The sequence below is a fragment of the Pseudoxanthomonas sp. PXM01 genome (assembly GCF_014851815.1).
GTDB lineage: Bacteria > Pseudomonadota > Gammaproteobacteria > Xanthomonadales > Xanthomonadaceae > Pseudoxanthomonas_A.
Genome location: NZ_JACVAJ010000001.1, coordinates 1,944,373 through 1,960,956 on the forward strand (window position 1 = coordinate 1,944,373; position 16,584 = coordinate 1,960,956).

The 16,584-nt window shown below is 67.4% G+C and carries 15 protein-coding genes; 8 read left to right on the top strand and 7 right to left on the bottom strand.

The window, feature by feature from the left end; all coding sequences use genetic code 11:
• Positions 1 to 89 precede the first annotated feature (89 nt).
• The 6 genes from IB230_RS08935 (at position 90) to IB230_RS08960 (ending at position 6,333) form a co-directional block, all read left to right on the top strand.
• Positions 90 to 989, top strand: a complete 900-nt coding sequence (locus tag IB230_RS08935) for a lauroyl acyltransferase (protein ID WP_192271060.1) — start codon at positions 90 to 92, stop codon at positions 987 to 989.
• A 169-nt stretch (positions 990 to 1,158) separates the two neighbouring features.
• Positions 1,159 to 2,472, top strand: a complete 1,314-nt coding sequence (locus IB230_RS08940; RefSeq protein WP_192271062.1) for a sel1 repeat family protein — start codon at positions 1,159 to 1,161, stop codon at positions 2,470 to 2,472.
• The gene (locus tag IB230_RS08945) at positions 2,469 to 2,963 is read left to right on the top strand and encodes a PH domain-containing protein (RefSeq protein WP_192271064.1); all 495 of its coding nucleotides are present in this window, start codon (positions 2,469 to 2,471) and stop codon (positions 2,961 to 2,963) included. The genes IB230_RS08940 and IB230_RS08945 overlap by 4 nt, the downstream gene beginning before the upstream one ends.
• Positions 2,963 to 4,495: a PH domain-containing protein gene (locus IB230_RS08950; protein ID WP_192271072.1), complete on the top strand. Its 1,533-nt coding sequence runs from the start codon at positions 2,963 to 2,965 to the stop codon at positions 4,493 to 4,495. The genes IB230_RS08945 and IB230_RS08950 overlap by 1 nt, the downstream gene beginning before the upstream one ends.
• A 27-nt stretch (positions 4,496 to 4,522) precedes the next feature.
• Positions 4,523 to 5,278 (top strand): glycosyltransferase family 2 protein, encoded by a 756-nt coding sequence (locus IB230_RS08955; RefSeq protein WP_192271074.1) that lies wholly within the window; start codon positions 4,523 to 4,525, stop codon positions 5,276 to 5,278.
• 2 nt (positions 5,279 to 5,280) lie between these two features.
• On the top strand, positions 5,281 to 6,333 hold the full coding sequence (locus IB230_RS08960; protein WP_343227292.1) for a glycosyltransferase family 9 protein: 1,053 nt from the start codon (positions 5,281 to 5,283) through the stop codon (positions 6,331 to 6,333).
• Between the two features lie 10 nt (positions 6,334 to 6,343).
• Here the strand turns inward: IB230_RS08960 and IB230_RS08965 are convergent, their stop codons facing one another.
• From IB230_RS08965 to IB230_RS08975, 3 genes are all read right to left on the bottom strand, one after another.
• Entirely contained in the window at positions 6,344 to 7,174 is an 831-nt protein-coding gene (locus tag IB230_RS08965; RefSeq protein ID WP_192271078.1) for a glycosyltransferase family 2 protein, read from the bottom strand.
• Positions 7,175 to 7,282: 108 nt separating this feature from the next.
• On the bottom strand, positions 7,283 to 8,311 hold the full coding sequence (locus tag IB230_RS08970; protein WP_192271080.1) for a CDP-glycerol glycerophosphotransferase family protein: 1,029 nt from the start codon (positions 8,309 to 8,311) through the stop codon (positions 7,283 to 7,285).
• On the bottom strand, positions 8,311 to 9,126 hold the full coding sequence (locus tag IB230_RS08975; protein ID WP_192271082.1) for a glycosyltransferase family 2 protein: 816 nt from the start codon (positions 9,124 to 9,126) through the stop codon (positions 8,311 to 8,313). The genes IB230_RS08970 and IB230_RS08975 overlap by 1 nt, the downstream gene beginning before the upstream one ends.
• A gap of 231 nt (positions 9,127 to 9,357) precedes the next feature.
• Between IB230_RS08975 and IB230_RS08980 the strand changes: the two genes are divergently transcribed.
• Together IB230_RS08980 and IB230_RS08985 are read left to right on the top strand one after the other, a co-directional pair.
• A complete protein-coding gene (locus IB230_RS08980) occupies positions 9,358 to 10,695 on the top strand; it encodes a glycosyltransferase family 4 protein (RefSeq protein WP_192271084.1) in 1,338 nt (445 codons plus the stop codon).
• Positions 10,696 to 10,861: 166 nt separating this feature from the next.
• Positions 10,862 to 12,082 carry a glycosyltransferase family 4 protein gene (locus tag IB230_RS08985; protein ID WP_192271086.1) on the top strand — a complete coding sequence of 407 codons (1,221 nt, stop codon included), beginning with the start codon at positions 10,862 to 10,864 and terminating at the stop codon, positions 12,080 to 12,082.
• Positions 12,083 to 12,302: 220 nt separating this feature from the next.
• Here the strand turns inward: IB230_RS08985 and IB230_RS08990 are convergent, their stop codons facing one another.
• The 4 genes from IB230_RS08990 to def all read right to left on the bottom strand — a co-directional run bounded on the left by IB230_RS08990 (position 12,303) and on the right by def (position 16,559).
• Entirely contained in the window at positions 12,303 to 13,580 is a 1,278-nt protein-coding gene (locus tag IB230_RS08990; protein ID WP_192271088.1) for an O-antigen ligase family protein, read from the bottom strand.
• Positions 13,581 to 13,758: 178 nt separating this feature from the next.
• The gene (gene rsmB, locus IB230_RS08995) at positions 13,759 to 15,054 is read right to left on the bottom strand and encodes a 16S rRNA (cytosine(967)-C(5))-methyltransferase RsmB (RefSeq protein WP_343227279.1); all 1,296 of its coding nucleotides are present in this window, start codon (positions 15,052 to 15,054) and stop codon (positions 13,759 to 13,761) included.
• Positions 15,051 to 15,971 (bottom strand): methionyl-tRNA formyltransferase, encoded by a 921-nt coding sequence (gene fmt, locus IB230_RS09000; RefSeq protein ID WP_192271090.1) that lies wholly within the window; start codon positions 15,969 to 15,971, stop codon positions 15,051 to 15,053. The genes rsmB and fmt overlap by 4 nt, the downstream gene beginning before the upstream one ends.
• 75 nt (positions 15,972 to 16,046) lie before the next feature.
• Positions 16,047 to 16,559 carry a peptide deformylase gene (def, locus tag IB230_RS09005; protein WP_192271092.1) on the bottom strand — a complete coding sequence of 171 codons (513 nt, stop codon included), beginning with the start codon at positions 16,557 to 16,559 and terminating at the stop codon, positions 16,047 to 16,049.
• Positions 16,560 to 16,584: the final 25 nt, after the last annotated feature.

The following is a 16,584-nucleotide window of genomic DNA, read 5'->3' on the forward strand; positions in this document are numbered from 1 at the left end:
GCGGGATGTCCGGACGGGGAGCGACAGGATAACGTCGCTCCGCGCCCTCGCCGCCAGGGACCGCCATCCGGGTTGGCTACACTCGACGCATGAAACCGGACACCCTCGCCGCCCTCGGCTACCACGCCGCCGCCCTGCTCGGGCGCCTCCCCTGGTCCTGGCTGCGCACCCTCGGCGACCTGATGGCGTGGGCGTGGCGCAAGGCGGACGCACGCGAGAGCCGGGTCACCCGCCGCAACCTCGAGATCGCGTACCCCGACCTGCTGCCGGGGCAGCGCGAGGAACTGCACCGCGCCATCCTGCGGACAACCTCCCGGCAGGCGCTCGAGACCCTTCGCTTCTGGACCCGACCGCCCGCGGAAAACCTCGCCTACCTGCGCGAACGCCATGGCGAGGCGCTATACGACGCGGCGCTGGCCAGCGGCAAGGGCGTGATCGTCGCAGCGCCGCACTTCGGCAACTGGGAACTGCTCAACCAGTGGTTGGCCTCGCGCGGCCCGCTCGCCATCGTCTACCGCCCGCCGGCCTCGCCGACCGGTGATGCGTTCCTGCTGCGCGTACGCGGCGCCGACAACATTCGCCAGGTGCGCGCGGAAGGCCCGGCCGTACGCCAATTGTGGAAGGTGCTCAAGGAAGGCGGTGCGGTCGGCATCCTTCCGGACCAGCAGCCCAAGGCGGGCGACGGCGAGTTCGCCCCCTTCTTCGGCAAGAAGGCGCTGACGATGACGCTGGTCTCGCGGCTTGCCGAGCGCACCGGCGCGGTCGTTCTGTTCGCCTGGTGCGAGCGGATCGGACCCGGACCGGACTTCGCGCTGCACGTCGAGCCCGCTCCCCCGGCGATCGCGGATGCGGATCCGGTGGCAGCGGTCACCGCGCTCAACGAAACCGTCGAGCGGATCGCGCGACGCGATCCCGCGCAGTACCAGTGGACCTACAAACGCTATACGCTGCGGCCTGCGGGCAGCGGCGAGGACAACCCCTACCGCTGAGGGGAACGAACAGGTGATGACGATGCGGATACGGGGATGGCTGACCGGGATGTTGGCTGGCGTGCTGGCGCTGCCGGCATGGGCGACACAGGACGTGTCCGCGATGAACGACGTGTCGCGGACCTGGGAGCGCTACAGCACGCTGAGCAGCCAGGACAAGGTCGAGTCCGTGGACATGCTGTCGGCGTCCAGCCTTGCGCATGTGGGGTTTCTTCGCGACATGGCGCTGTATGCCTCGACGGAGCAGCTGCGCCGCCTTCCGGTCCTCGACCGTATCGTCGTCTACCTCCTGCGCGCATCGCAGTCCGACGACGCCCTGCAGGCCATGGACGCCCGCGCGGTGGCCACGCTTTGCGTGAGTCGCGGCTGGATCAATGTGCGGGCGTCCCAGGCGGGAATGGCGTTGCCGAGCCTGTCGCACGTCACCATTCTGGGTGACCAGGCCATCGGGGAACTGAGCCCGCCGACGGAGACACAATTCCATTTCGGGCCGGCGTTCGTGCGCGAAGACGGTCATTGGCGCTTCCTCTACATGTCGATGGTGGGGGATATGTCCGTCGTCATGGACGAGCAGATCCGGCGTACCGGGATGAGCGAATCCCGCGTGCTGGAAATGTCGGTCTCCAATGCACTGAAAGGGCCGGCGCCCAGTCTGGCCACCCTGGACCGCGCGCCACTGGACGACGCCGCCAGACGCACACGGCTCAACGAGGCCTGGCCCGACTACGACCAATGGCAGCAGCTGCGTGTGCGTGCCATTTTCCGCAAGGCGGAGGACGGCGACGCGCTCGCGCAGTACGCGGCGGGCAACATCACCTACCTGGGCGAGATGCCGGCCGTCGCACCCAAGGACGAGGCGGCCGGCCTGGCGTGGTGGGAGAAGGCCAGCCAGAACGGACATGGCTTGGCGGCCTGGATGGCCTTCATGGCGATCACCGACGGAAAAGACGGGCAGACGGATGCGGCGGCGCTGCGCGCCCTGCCCCACCTGCAACGCGCGGCCGCCCAGGGCACGCCAGCCGACGCGTTGCTGGCCCAGTCCAACTACTATCTGGATGGCATGGCCGGGCTGCCGCGCGATTGCAGGCAGGCCGCCGAGTGGGCCACGCGCGCCGAGGAAGCCGGCGTGGAAAGCGCGCGCAACGAGCGCGTCTGGATCTGGGCCACCTGCCCGGTGGACGGTCAGCGTGATCCTGCCCAGGCACTGGCACTCGCGCAGTACATGATCGGCCGCGAGGACTCCCTCGGATGGGCTGAACTCGACACGGTGGCCGCGGCGCTGGCCGCCAACCGCGACTTCCAGCAGGCGGTCCGCTTCCAGCAGCTTGCCGTGAACAAGATGGGCGCGGATCCGGAATACACCGGCCGCGATCGGGCGGCGATCCTGAAGCGGATGAAGGCGCGCCTGAGCCGCTATCGCGGTGGGCGCGACTATGTGCTCGACTACCGCATGATCGACGAACTCAGGGTAGGCAAGCAGTGACATCCCCCGACATAGATGCATCTCCGAACGACGCGTGGCATGCCTTGCCCGGTCGCGGCGCCTGGCTCGCCGCGCTCGGCGGGGCAGCACTGCTGTTCCCGCTCGGCTTCCCGGTGTTCTTCATCTCCCGATCGACGGATGTCGTCTCGCCCTGGCTCGCCGTGCCGGCGGCCGCCCTCATCGGTGCCGCGGTGGGCGCCTGGGTCGCCGTCAAGCGCCACCGGCGCACGCGCTGGCGCCTCGACGATCGCGGATTCGCGGTGCGCCGCGGCAACTGGTGGCAGAGCGAAACGCACGTGCCCATTTCGCGCGTGCAACACCTCGACCTGAAACGCGGGCCGCTGGAGCGCAGCGCCGGACTGTCCACGCTGGTCGTGCACACGGCCGGCACCCGCATGGCCGCCGTCACCGTGTCGGGCCTGGATGCGGACGATGCAGAGCGGCTGCGCGAGCGGCTGGCGACCCAGGTCGACCACGACGACGCCCTGTGATGGACGGAGCACTCCACGGCGCGCCTCCCGACGAACGCCGCCTGCATCCCTGGTCGTGGCTGTTCGTGCTGTTGCAGCAGCTCAAACAGTTCATCTTCCCGCTGGTCGCGCTGGTGGTGTTCGGCGCGCGCAGGAGCAGCGGCGACGGCGAGCTGTGGGCCTCGTTCGCGCCCATCATCGGCATCACGGTGCTGGTGGTGCTGGCCATCCTGCAGTACTTCACCTATCGCTACACGATCGGGCGCGACGGACTGACCGTACGCGAAGGGCTGCTGCACCGGTCGCGCCGCGAGATCCCGTTCTCGCGCATCCACAACGTGGTCGTGCATCAGTCGCTGCTGCACCGCGTGTTCGGCGTGGCCGAAGTCAGGCTGGAGTCGGCCGGCGGCACCAAGCCGGAAGCGCAGATGCGCGTGCTCGGCCTGCACGAGGCGCTGGCGCTGGAAGACCTGGTCCGCCACCAGTCGCATGAAGCCGCGCCGGTTGCCCCTGGACAGGAGGCAGTGCCGCGCGACCAGGGCACCACCCTGCTGTCGTTGTCGACGATGGAAGTCCTGCGGCTGGGCCTGATCTCCAATCGCGGCATGATCGTGGTGGCCGCGGGCTTCGGTGCCGCGTGGCAGATCCTGCCCGAGAGCATGATGGAGCAGTTCTTCCGCCAGGGCGCGAAACAGGCTTACGGCTATGCCGAAGGCCTGCACCTGGGCTGGCTGGCCGGCGCCGCGGGCGGCATCGCCCTGATCGGCGTCGCGCTGGCCCTGGTGCGTCTGCTGTCCGTCGCGCTGGCCCTGTCGCAGTTCCACGGATTCCGCCTGACCGAAGAGCCGCGCCGCCTGATGGTGGAACGCGGCCTGTTCGCGCGCCTGCGCACCAGCGTCGCGCGCCGGCGCATCCAGGCGTGGACGCTGCACGAAGGCGTGCTGCACCGCCTGTTCGGTCGCCGCTCGCTGCGCATCGACACGGCGGTCGCCGAGAAATCGGGGCAGCAGGACATGCGCGCACTCAAGGATGTCGCCCCCATCGCAGCACCCGGCGCCTGCGATGCGCTGATCTCCCACCTGTTGCCGCAGGCGCAATGGCCGCGCGACGACTGGCAGGCGGTCGATGCGTCCGCGCGCTGGCGCCTGTGGCTGCCTTCGCTGGCATGGCTGCTGCCGGTGACGGCACTGGTCGCCTGGCAGTTCGGCGCCTGGCTGTGGTTTCCCGGGATGGCGTGGATGCTTGCGGCCGCCTATGCCGCACGCCGGCAGGCACATCGGATCGGATGGGCGCTGGACGACCATCTGGTCGCCGTGCGCAGCGGCTGGTGGTCCCGCTACTGGCGCTTCGCCGAGATCGACAAGCTGCAGGCGCTACGCCTGTCGCGCTCGCCGCTGGACCATCGCATGGGGACCGCGACGCTGTGGCTGGACACGGCCGGTGCCGGCGGCATGTCAGCGCCGCTGGCGCTGCGCTTCATCCCCGAGGCCGACGCCGTAGCCGTCCACGAACGACTGATCACCGCGCTGGCGCGGCGACGCCTGCACTGGTGACCCGATGTCGATGCCCCTCCCGACGCCATGACCCCTCCCCTTCCCCTGTCCGCGGTGATCATCACCAAGAACGAGGCCGACCGGCTGGGTCGCTGCCTCGCGTCGCTGCAGGGCGTGTGCAGCGAGATCCTGGTGCTGGACTGTGGATCCGATGATGGAACGGTCGAACTGGCGCGGGCGCATGGCGCGCGTGTCGAGCACCAGGACTGGCTGGGGTTCGCCGGCCAGAAGAACGAGGCCATCCGCCGCGCCACCCAACCCTGGCTGTTGCTGATGGATGCGGACGAGTGGCTCGCCGACGGCAGCGAGGCGCCGCTGCGCGCGCTGTTCGCCAGCGGCGCCGTCGAGCAGGCCGACGTGTGGAAGTTGAGGCGATGCAACTGGTTCCTGGGTCGCATGCTGAGCGGATTCGAGCGCACCGAGCGGCTGGTGCGGCCGGACCATCGCTACCTGCCGATGCGCGTGCATGAGAAACCCGACCTCGCCGGCAAGCGGGTGAAGGACAGCGACATCGTCATCGAGCACAACACGGCGCGCACGCTGGACGCGCATCGCGCCAAGAACGACCGCTATGCGCGCCTGTGGGCCGAACAGCGGCACGAGGAGGGCAAGCGCTGCTCCGCGATCAGCCCATGGACGCATGCGGCCGCCTACTGGCTGAAGATGTACCTGCTGCGCGGTGCCTGGCGCGACGGTCGCCAGGGCTGGTGGTTCCATGCCAGCCACGCGCGCGCCGTGGTCCGCAAGTATCGGCATCTGCATGAGCTGGGGAAGTCCGCTTGACCGTGAACGACATGACCTCCGCGCCTCCCCTGGTCGTGCGCTGCGGCGCCTTCGGCGACGTGGTGATGCTGACCACCATGGTCCGGCTGCTGCATGCACGGTATGGCCAGCGTGTCGACGTGCTGGGCTCCGGGGGCTGGACCGAACCCCTGCTGGAGCCCCTGCCGGAGATTGGACACGTCCGGATCGTCACCAGCCGCAACACGCCCTACCTGATCTGTCCCAGCCAGTGGGCCGCCGTCCGCTGGCTGCGGGCACGGGGGCGCGGCCCCGTCTACGTCTGCGACACCGATGCCGCGACCCTGCAGCTGCTGACGCGCGCCGGCCTGCATCCGGACGACCGCGTGCAACGCACCCGCGACGACGACGAAAGCGGCGGCATCACGCGTCTGTGGCCGGACCGTTGGCTGCGGATCGGCATGCGCGATCCAGACCACACGTATCCGACGCGCGAGGTCGATCCGCTCGCGTACCGCTATCCACGCCTGCAGATCACCGAAGAGGATCGCCGCGACCTCGCCCAATGGCGTGCCGGACAGGGACTGGAAGGCCCCTGCGTGCTGTTCCAGCCCGGCAACAAGCGCACGCACAAGCGGGGCAATGTGGCGACGGCCTCGCACCCCAAGTACTGGCCGCCGCAGGCATGGGCTGCGCTGGCGGCATCGGTCTGGCGCGATCTGCCCGAGGCGCGCATCGTGCTGTGCGGATCGCCCGCCGAGCACGCGGTACTGGAAGAGATCGCGACCGCAGCCGGTCGCGATCCCCGCATGCACAACGCCGCACGCGAACTGCCGATCCCGCGCCTGCTCGCGCTGCTTGAGCAGGCGCACAGCCTGGTCTCGGTCGACACCGGGCCCGCGCACGCGGCCGCCGCGCTCGGTTGCCCTCTGGTCGTCATGTTCGGCGCCGCCTCTCCGGCGAAATGGCGCCCGATCGGACCCGGCGCGATCACCGTACTCGGCGGCGAGCAGGGCGAGGCCAGCCGTGTGCGCGACATCCCCACCGCGGACGTGATCGCAGCCTGGGAGGCGCTGCCGACCCGAGCAGCGCTCTGATTCCCCGGATTCAGCCCGCCTTGGACGGGGCGGTCTTGTCGATGCCGTACGGCGTCCAGGTGATGCGCTGCGCGCGCGTCTGCGCGCGGATGGCGAGGTTGCGTTCCACCGACTCGCGGGTCTTGTAGCCGCGCGCATGATCCAGGTGCACGCAGATGGCGCGGTGGCGGACCTGCTTGCCGCGGACGCCATGATTCTCCAGCCGTTCGCCCAGCTCGCGATCCGGCCCGCCGTACTTCATCCGCTCGTCGTAGCCGTTGATCGCCAGCAGATCCGACTTCCATGCCGATGAATTGCAGTTGTTGAACGTCGGCCGCGTCGTGGTGACGGTGTCCAGCCACCGGCCCGCCAGCGCGCCCGCGCCCAGTTTCAGCGTGTTCGACAGGCCGAGACGATCCTGTGCGCGCAGCCAGCCACGATCGAAGGCGCGTCCGTCGCGGATATCGTCGGCGCCGATCGCCTTGCTGAGTTTCATGCTCAGCTTGCAGTAACCGCCGGAAAGGAATCGCCCCGGCTCCGCCTGCTCGGCGTGGATCTGCACGAAATCGCGCCGCGGGATGCAGTCGCCGTCGGTGAACAGGAGGTAGTCGTGCCGCGCTTCCAGGATGGCTACGTTGAGGATTTCCTGGCGCCGATAGCCCTCGTCTTCGTGCCAGACATGCCGCAACGGCACCGGATAGTCGGCGGCGAACCGCTCCACCAGCGCGCGGGTCGATGCGCGCGATCCGTCGTCTGCCACGATCAGCTCGAAATCGCGCCAGGTCTGGCAGCGGTAGCCCAGCAGGACCTTCTCCAGCCATTCCTCGGCGTTGTACGTACTGGCGATGACGGTGATCTTCATGGTGCCCTCCACACGTGCACGGCGTCGATGCCCCCTCGGCTCGACGCTCGTTCCCAAATGGATTGTCCCTCGCCCAGATGACAGCCGGTAGTGCCTTCCGTCCCGGCCTCAGGCCGGACCCCAGTACCCGATGCGCCGGCGAATCTTCAACTTGCGCCACAGGTTCATCGGCTTGGACTTGCGGTTGCGTGAACCCGCCGCGATGAACGCATCGATGGCATCCAGCACGCGCTCGCTGGAGCGGCCGTCGCGGTACGGGTGGATGCTGTCGGCATACGCGACGATGGCCTGCATCAGTTCCGGCGGCCTCGACAGCGCGCGGCGGATCGCCGGCTCGAACTGGGCCGCATCGTCGATGTCGATCAGCTGCGGACCCGGGCGCCGGTTCTTGAACGTCACCACCGGCTTGTGCGTGAGCAGGAACTCGTTGAGCGCGGACGAGGTGTCCGAACACATCATGTCCACCTGCGGAAACAGGTCGAGGATGTTGTCGTCGTCGGCGAAACGCAGGTGCTCGTTCTCGATCGCGCGGAACTTCGCCACGGTGTCCGGATTCATCTTAGGGTGGAAGGTCACGATCCACTTCCATTCACCGTCGCGCGACAGCCGCTTCACTTCTTCGTACAGCGTCTCCGCCGCGCTCCAGGAAGGCGAGAACGTGGAGTGGTACAGGATGACGGGCGGTTTGCGCACCGGGGGCAGGCCACCGGCGATGTCCTGCATGAAGGGGTCGATCTTCGGCCAGCCGGTCTCGACGACCTTGAAATGGCCCACGCGCTCGGCGATCTCGGAGAACGCGCGGGTGTCGTTGGGCCCGGTGGTGCAATACAGATCGAAGAATCCGCGGATATAGATATGCCGCGGCTTGCCGGCATCGAAACCATGGAAGGTTTCGACCTTCACCCCCGGGAAGAAGTGCGGCACCGCGTTGCTGCCGGTGATCACCGCAATGGCGTTCCAGCGCCGCACCTCTTCGGTCGTGGTCAGCAGCTTCTCGTCCGGACGCAGGTCTTCGGCGCCGGGACCATCGAAGAACCACGCCGCCTCGCCGCCGCGTGCGCGGATGGCGTCCTGCAGCGGGCGCAGGATGGCGAGCGCGTAGCGCTCCGAGCCGTAGAGGAGATAGTGCTTGGCCATCAGTGTTCCAGTTCGTGGCGGGCGAGCTTGCGGTGCGCGGCGTCGACGGAGGCGGGATTGCGCTGCATCTCGTAGTAGCGCATGCGCTTATAGGTGGCGTAGCTGGCCGCGGTCTGCGCGATGATGAAGCCGCGCCAGCCGTCCAGAAACGCCAGGCGCAACAGGTAGTCCTTGATGAAGCTGGACAGATAGACCAGGGGCGTCAGCCACATGCGGACCGGCCGCTGCTTGTCGCGCCAGTCGAGCGCCTTCAGTTCGCTGTAACGCAACACCTTCAGCTGCTTGTGCACCAGGCTGGGGTTGTCGGCGTGGTTGAACGGCGCCTTGAACTCCACCGTCTCGCCATCGAATCGCAAGGATTCATGCACGCGTGCATCGGTCCAGCGCGCGCGGCCGCGATGGTAGATGCGAGCCGACCGCTCCCCGACCATCGGCCGGTACCAGCGCATCGGCGCCCCCATCAGCCAGGTACGGCGCCGCAACCAGGCACCGGCCTTCCCCGATGCCATCAGTGCAGGCAGCTCCTCCTCGAGTTGCGCGGCAAGTTCCGGAGACAGGAACTCGTCGGCATCCAGGACCAGGATCCAGTCGTGGGCGGCGTGAATACTCGCGGCATTGCGCTGCGGCCCGAAGCCCAGCCAGTCCTGGTGCACCACCCTGGCGCCATGGGCCTGCGCGATAGCGATGGTGCCGTCGGTGCTGCCGCTGTCGACGATCAGCTTTTCTGCGACGAAGGACACACTATCCAGGCATCTGCCGATGTTGGCCGCCTCGTTCTGGGTGATGACGACTAGGGACAGGGGCAGCGGCGACATGGTCACATTCTAGGGCCCAGACCAGATCGGCGGCGAGCCCCACGAAACCTGCGTTTCGCCGTGTATCTGACTGACGGCTGTCTCACCTGCGGGCGCCACCTAGCGCTGACACACGCGCCCCGGACAATTGTGACTTCACCCTGACCCCCCCACCCCCCATGCAGCGCACTTTGGTCGTCGGTGGCGCCGGCTCTCCTGCGTCTCGCGGCTCGCACGATTGGTCTCGCCAGCATGACTGATCGCCCCCTGATGCAGCAGGCTGAGAACGCTGGATCTCCTCGCGCCTCCGCCACGGTCGACGCGGATGGCCTTCGTCCCGACCGCCCGCCGATGAAGATCGCGGTTGTCTCCATGACGCCCGTCTTTCCGGCCAAGGCAGGCCATAGCGTCCGCATTCTGCAACTGTGCAAGGCAATCAAGACGCTCGGCCATGAATTGACGTTCATCCACTTCACTTCGAAGCTGGATACCCAGAAGCCAGACACGGCTTCTCATGTGGCGTTCTTCGGCACGCAGGATTTCCTGCACCTGGACAACGGAAGACGGCTGTCGCGCGCAGCCTTCTGGCTCCGCGGCAAGCTGTTGCGCCGAAGACGGAAGATACTGCGCAGGCTGGGAAACGACCGCAGCCACTACTCACGCCTGGACGAGAGCTGGCGGGAGGCCTGGACCCTCCAGCTGCAGGCGTTGAAGCGGGAATTCGATGCAGTCATCGTCGAGTACGCGGTCAATTCGCGGGCCCTGGATGCATTTCCGGCCACCACGCGCAAACTACTGGACACGCATGATTCCTTCGCCGACAGGCACCGCGCCTTCGTTGCAAGGGGTTTCCGCAAGGGATACTGGGTTTCACTCACCCGCGACGAGGAAAACAGGGGCCTGCGACGCGCCGATGCCGCCATCGCCATCCAGCGGGAAGAAGCGGAGAACTTCCGCAGACAGCTGGGGGAAAACCACCATGGCGAACGCAATCCGGATATCGCCGTCGTCAGTCACTTCATCGGCCTTGACCAGGCGGTGTCCGATCATGGCGCAGATCATGTGGCGCTGTACCTCGGCACCAACATGCTGTCGAACCAGATCTCCTTGCGGCAGTTCCTCGATCACGTATTGCCGCGCGTTGTAAGCGAGATCCCTGATTTCAGGCTGAGGGTCGCCGGCTCCATATGCAACTGGCTGCCAGATCTTCCGAATGTGGAGAAGCTGGGCTTTGTTGACGACCTCCACCAGGCGTTCGCTCGAACGCCCCTGTCGGTCAACCCGACGGTCGCGGGCACCGGCATCAACATCAAGCTGCTGGACGCCATGGGCTCTGGGGTTGCGACCGTTTCAACAGCCACTGGCGTCCGTGGCCTGCCGGAAGACTTCAGGAATGGCGTCGTCGTCGTGGCGGACCAGGATCATCAGGCGTTCGCCGACGAAATCGTCCGCCTGTCCAAGGATGCCGCGGCGCGGCGCACGATGGGCCAGGCCGCCTTTGCCGACGCCCAGCGCTGGAATGCCCGTCAGCTGGCCGCGCTGGAGTGCTGCCTCCGGGGCGGCGAGCGCACGCCGGAAGCTGCCCAGTGACGCCCCTGCTCCGCCGACCCGCAGGCACGCTGAGGCGCGCCTCCCGACGGGCAAGAAACACGCGGCGAATCGACGTCCACAAGTTCTACCGGCATCGGGAAGAAGAGCCATTGCGACTCACGATGACGCCCTTTCTCTATTGCGCTTTCACCGGCCGGCTCCCCGCATGAAACTGCTGTACACCAATTTCCACAGCGGTAGCGGCGGCGGCCACACGACGTACATCCGCGAACTGGCACGCGGGCTGGCGCAACGTCATGACGTGCATGTGGCAGTCCCCGGGGAGAGTCGACTGTTCCGCGAAACCCAGGCGTTCCCGAACGTCAGTGCATTCGCCCAGACCTACCCCAACGGACTGCGCCGTTGGCGGGCGCGCCAGCGCGCTCGCGCGAGGCTGCACGCGTATCTCGCCGAACATCGCTTCGATATCGTGCACGTCAATGGCTCCGCGGACCACCGCCTGGTGATGGCCGCAGTGCGGGGATTGAAGCATCGCCCCCGCATCGTCGTTACGAAGCACAACACCAAATCGATGGTGGGGCTGCAGCATCTGTGGCGCGCACGCTTCGGAACCGACAAGGCCATCGCTGTCTGCGATTACGTTCTCCGCCAGTTGCACGCGACACCCTACCGCCGTTGCGATCCGGAGACCGTTCACAACGGCGTCGACACCACCTTCTATTCGCCGCCTCTAACGCATCCCAGCCACCGTGACGGAGTACGGCTGCGGATTGGCAGCAACGCCGGTACGGCGGACTACAAGGGCTGGACCGACCTGGTTTCCGCATTGATGTTGCTGTCCGACGAAGACCGTCGGCGCGTCGATGTCATCATCGCCGGGCACCCTCCATCGCAGTCGCAACACCAGCTGCTGGAACAGTCGGGCCTGCGTGAGTACTTCCATTTCCCCGGCATGCTTGACGATGTCCGTCCGATGATCGCTTCGCTGGATGCCGGCTTTGTGCTGTCCTACGATGTCGAGACGATCTCGTTCGCTTGCCGCGAAATGATGGCGATGGGAAAACCCGTGATGGTGACCAACTACGCGGGTTTGCCTGAAAACGTGCGTGATGGCGAGGACGGCTGGGTCGTGCCGGTACACGACCACGAGGCGATGGCGAAGGCGTTGCGCTCCATGCTGGAAGACCGCGAAGATCTGTGGCGGCGAGGGCGGGCCGCACGCGAACACGCAGTGGCCGAGTTCGGGATCGAACGTTTCATTCGGCGGACGGAGAATATCTACCTTCAGCTGCTGGCCAGCCCCGAGTCATCGACCGACCCAGGAAGCGACCCGCACCTTCAGCCCGTCGGGACTTCTCTTACGGAGAGGGGAAGCAAGCAACACCGACCTCAATGGTCGACGCCGCCATCCACCGACGCCACCTAGTCCCCGCTTCCAGCCCTCACCTCCGAAAGGCATAGCGGAGCGCATGCCTGCGGTTGGCCCGCAGCGAGGCCGGCCGCGAAGATCGTCCCCTGCGCTCCTGCGCCGTGCATCTGCCGTCGCAGGAGCGCAGGGATTGTCCCGATGAAGATCGCTGAGCACACACGGCTTCTACGGTCCCGCCAGCGCCGCATGCGCTGACAGTCCCGTCACGCCCGTTGCGCTACCCGGACACGCCGTTGATTTGCCTTGGCGGCAAGGCGCTCCCCAGCAACAGTCCCACGAACACGACGAAGGCACTGGTACTGAGCGCATGGGCGAACATCGACTGTGTCAGTCCCGACACCATGTAGGTAGCTACCAGCATGCCAACCGTCCATGCCGGCCCGATGGGTACATGAAGGTGTTCGCGCCGGATCTGTCGCGCAGCCACCCACAGCGGCGCCAGGTACAGCATCGCCAGGCCAGCGACGCCAATCAGCCCCATCGTCGCCCCCCATTGCGCAAGGTCGTTGTGCGCATGGCCCAGCCCGCAGAAGTGCCGCTGCGCATCCTCGCAATACGTGCTGGCATCGATCCGGTCGGCAAAAGTCCCAACCCCCGCACCTGTCAGCGGCGACTCGCGGAACGCGTCCCACGCGACCGACAACAACGCCATGCGCGCACTGATGGGCTGGTCTACTTCGCCGACGGCGAAGCCGGACACATCGTCGTGAAGTTGGTCGAGCCGGAACTGACTGGACAGCCATGGCACGCTCCACATGGCGACAAACAGCGCACACAGCAGGCAGACCGCGCCCCCCAGGCGCCACCAGCGATGGCGGGACGCCGTGCCGACCAGCAGCATCAGCATCACCAGCCCGAGTCCGGGCAGAACCCCGCGACTGCCGCTGAGGATGACCACCACATTGGCGAGCACGATCGCGATGGCCAGCAGCAACTTCAGGGCTCTGCCGTCGTGCGCCGGGCGACAGAACACGGCGATGACCAGCAGCGCCAGCACCGCATTGGCGAACACGATCGGGTTCGCATCGCTGCTGGCCCGTTCGACGCCCAGCGACATCTGCGCAATGGAAACGACGAACGCGATCAGCAAGCCCGTCAGCGCGCCGTACCACAAGCCTGACATGCGCACACGCGTCGTCCATGCGAGCCACGCACACCACGGCAACAGCAACGCGCGCGATGGATTGTCCAGCACCGATAGCGGCGCGCCATCCATCCACATGGACACTGCCACGACCGCAACCACCCCCAGCGCGGCCGCCAACAGGACGTACAGCGCCTGCGGCACAGGCCGGCGGCTGCGCCAGGCGTCGGGCAAGGCCAGCACCGTTGCGGCCAGCATCAACACGGCGAAGACCGAAAGGCCTTTCGGCACCACCAGCAACGCGGCTGCGCTGAATCCGGCAAGCCACGCCGACCCGCGCGCGACATCCTGTCGACGTGTACTCCTTTCCTGCATGTCCTCGGGTCCTGCGAATGGCAACAGCACGATCATGAAAGCAGCGGCCCGGAAACCTCCTGGGTCAGGAAGTCTGCGCCATCCCCTCCGCCACAACGTCAACGTGACGTGAATCGATGGCCTGCCGGCACGCGGGAAGTATGCCGCATGCCAAGAATCCGCGAACGCCCGTTACCGTGAGATGGGATACCTGCGTGGCATCCTGCAACGCGACTCACGCTTTGCGCATTGACGCGTAGAAGAATCCATCCATGTCCTGTTCGCCAGGCAGGCGCTGGCGCCCCGCACCGTCGAGATGACCCCAACGCTCTCCCGCGAGCTCGATCCGTGCGTCAGGATGTCGCACGCGGAAAGCATCGATCTGATCCGCGTTCTCCCTCCGCAGCAGGGAACAGGTCGCGTAGACCAATCGCCCCCCCGGACGCAGCACGTGCCAAGCCGCATCGAGCAGGCGCGCCTGCAGAGCGACCAGCGCCGCCAGGTCTTCCGGGCGCCGGTGCAGCAGCACGTCCGGCTGCCGGCGCACGATGCCGGTCGCCGAACAGGGCGCATCCAGCAACACCGCATCGAAAAGCTGCCCGTCCCACCATGCCGCCGTGTCCGCGGCATCGGCGGCGCGCAGCTGCGCATCCACGCCTACGCGCTGCAGCGTTTCGCGCACGCGCTGCAGGCGCCGGTCGTCGACATCCAGCGCGAGCACCTGCAGCGTCGGGTCCCGCTCAAGCAGATGTGCGGTCTTGCCCCCGGGCGCCGCGCACATATCGAGTACGCGCGCACCCTGCGGAAGATCATGGAACAGATCAGCAACGCACTGCGCCGCTCCATCCTGCACGGAGACATCGCCAGCGGCGAAACCCGGCAATGCCGTGGCCGCCACCGGCGCATCCAGCACCAGGGCATCGGGCACGCCGTCCGCCGGCGCGGCGGCGATACCGGCCTCCCCCAGGCATTCCAGGTAGGCCTCACGGGTAAGACGCCGCCGGTTGACCCGCAACCAGAGCGGTGCCTCCTGGTGGCTGGCCGCGAAGATCGCGTCCGCCTGCGCCGGCCAGTCCTCGCGCACCTGCTGCCGCAGCCAGACGGGCCACAGGGCATCGGCAGGCGCGGATGGCAACCCTTCGCGTTGCGCGCGCCGGAGCAGCGCGTTCACCAGCTTGTCCTGATGGGGACGCCCTAGGGCACGCACCGCCTCGACGGTCGCCGACAGGGCCGCATGCGCCGGCAATCCCATCACCACCACCTGTGCGAAGCCCACATGCAGCAACGCGCGCAGTTCGTTGTCGGCGCGTCCCAGCGGCTTGGCCATCCACGCCGTCAATGCCGCCTCGCTGCGGGCACGCGATCTCAGTGCCGCGAAACAGATCGCCTCCAGCAGCGCGCGATCGCGGGCGTCCTCGATGCGGGGCAGGTTCGTGGCCAGTTCCGCCTTCAGCGAGCGGCCGCGGTGCATCACCGCATCCACCACCCGGGCGGCCATCACGCGCACCGCGACGCCGGCCTGCGTACTCACGGCGACACCAGGTCCCGTCGCGCGTTAAGGTAATCCGCGACCGTGATCGCCTTGCCACCCTCTCGCTGGACGACGCGCACGCGCAGCACGCCCTCGCCACAGGCGATATCCAGGCCCTGTCGGCTGGCGGCCAGCAAGGTGCCCGGCGACGCGGCATGCGCCTGCCCGACCGCCACCGCGCCGTGGATGCGCAGACGTTCGCCGGCGACCTGCGCTTCGGCGATCGGCCATGGGTTGAAGGCGCGCACCTTGCGCGCCAGCACCTCGGCAGGCTGCGTCCAGTCCAGCTTCGCCTCTGCCTTGTCCAGCTTGTGCGCGTACTCGACGCCCACCTCCGACTGCGGGTGCGGCGGCAGACGGACACCCGCGCGCAGCAGACCCAGCGCATCGCGCAGCACCTGCGCGCCAAGGTCCGACAGACGGTCATGCAACTGACCACCCGTGTCGTCCGGCCCGATCGGCAGGCTCTGAGCCAGTAGCACCGGTCCGGTGTCCAAGCCCGCTTCCATCTGCATCAGGCAGACGCCGGTCTCGTCATCACCGGCCTCGATCGCACGCTGGATGGGCGCCGCACCGCGCCAGCGCGGCAGCAGCGAGGCGTGTACGTTCCAGCACCCGTACTGCGGGATGTCGAGCACCGCCTGCGGCAGGATCAGACCGTAGGCGACCACGATCATCACGTCCGCCTGCATGTCGCGCAGCGCGTCCTGGGTGGACCGCTTCTTCAACGACAACGGCTGCAGCACCGGAATGCCGCGCTGGATCGCCTCCAGCTTCACCGGCGATGGCGTCAGCCCGCGCCCGCGACCGGCAGGACGGTCGGGCTGGGTATAGACCGCGACCACCTCATGGTGGGCATGCGCCGCGCGAAGGCTGGGCACGGCAAACGCCGGCGTGCCGGCGAAGATGATTCTCATGGGAGTGCGGGTTCCGGAAAGGGGGATGAAGCGGGCGGGGACACCCCGGTCACCCGATCCCGCCGCAGGTGCACGTCAGGCGACGTGCTTGCGCTGCTTGGCCAGTTTCTTGCGCACCATCTCGCGCTTCAGCGGCGAGAGGTAGTCGACGAACAACTTGCCATCCAGGTGGTCCATCTCGTGCTGGATGCACACCGCCAGCAGGCCGTCGGCACGCAGCTCCTGCGGCTGGCCCTGGCGGTCAAGAAAACGTACGGTGATCTCGTCGGCGCGGGTAACGTCCGCGAAGATGCCGGGCACCGACAGGCAGCCTTCCTGATAGACCTGTTCGCCCAGCTTGTCGCTCAGTTCGGGGTTGATGAAGACCTGCGGCTGATTCTTCTCCTCGCTGATGTCGATGACCATGAAGCGCTGGTGCACGTCCACCTGGCTGGCGGCCAGGCCGATGCCGGGCGCGTCGTACATGGTCTCGAACATGTCGTCGAGCAGGCGCTGGAATGCGGGCGTCGTCACATGTCCGGCGTCGACCGCTGCCGCCTTCGTGCGCAGGCGCGGATCGGGGAATTCGAGGATGGGGAGCAGGGCCATGGTACGTCTCGGTATGGGGGCGCCA